This window comes from Ideonella sp. P3_A4, assembly GCF_056403075.1.
Map to the genome: position 1 here is coordinate 1 of NZ_JBFUGE010001231.1, position 829 is coordinate 829.

An 829-nucleotide genomic window follows, 5' to 3' on the forward strand; every position below is an offset into this window, starting at 1 on the left:
GAGTGTGCGTCGCACCGGGCGGGAGCAAGAACGCGACTTGGCTGCCGAAAGGAAAGTTTGTGACGACATCACAAGGAGCGCTCCAGGTCTCCTTCGAGAAGGTAGAGACTGTTGGGAACTGGATTGTGACAAGCAAGACCGAGATCGCTGGCCGATATGTCGAACTGGACAAGCACACGACCTACGGAATTTGTTGACTCGACAACCGTTCCACTTGCTCCAACCAAGAGCCAATAGTTCTCCTCTGGCCGGCAATCGGCGGGCGCTGACTTGGTGCCATTGAACGACCGGAGCACCACTCTTGACTGGACGGAAAGCATGGTCAACGGTTTGAGACGCTTAACGTTCGACGTAAGGGGCCTGCCGCAGGCAGGTCCCCTTGACGGAGGGGTTAGGGCGCATTGTGGCCTGCCACAAGACTGCGCACGCCGACAAGGCAGAGCCCAACGACACCTGCACCGATGCAAAACCAATGCAAGGTGGAAAGGCCGACGACATGCAACAGAGGATTTGCTTGGCTGAATGGCGAGAAAGGCCTGATATCGGAATGCATCACGCTGTCGTGGGCAACGTGAGAGTACACACCGATTACCGCTCCTATTGCCACTTGACTGGTATTGAGCGACTTCCACCGGAAGAGGTTGGGAATCCAGCGTGTCACTGACCGCGCGGCCAAAAACAGGGCCACTGTGGCTGTTGCCACTGCCGTAGCGCCGACATAGGTGTGGAACAGCCGATGAAGCGGGTACTGCCGGGTGAGCATGAAGTACAGAGGCTCAACATCAATCAGGACGTTGGCGGCGCAGAAGGCGAGGAAGCTGACGTGCCT

Annotated in this window: 2 protein-coding genes; one reads left to right on the forward strand and one right to left on the reverse strand. The window is 57.4% G+C overall.

Annotation, left to right across the window (positions count from 1 at the left end):
- Nucleotides 1-197 (forward strand): hypothetical protein (locus tag AC1DYI_RS37220; RefSeq protein WP_477209084.1); only part of this gene is annotated, 197 nt, incomplete at its 5' end.
- A gap of 194 nt (nucleotides 198-391) precedes the next feature.
- Here AC1DYI_RS37220 and AC1DYI_RS37225 read toward each other — a convergent pair.
- A partial coding sequence (locus tag AC1DYI_RS37225; RefSeq protein ID WP_477209085.1) for a hypothetical protein occupies nucleotides 392-829 on the reverse strand: 438 nt, incomplete at its 5' end.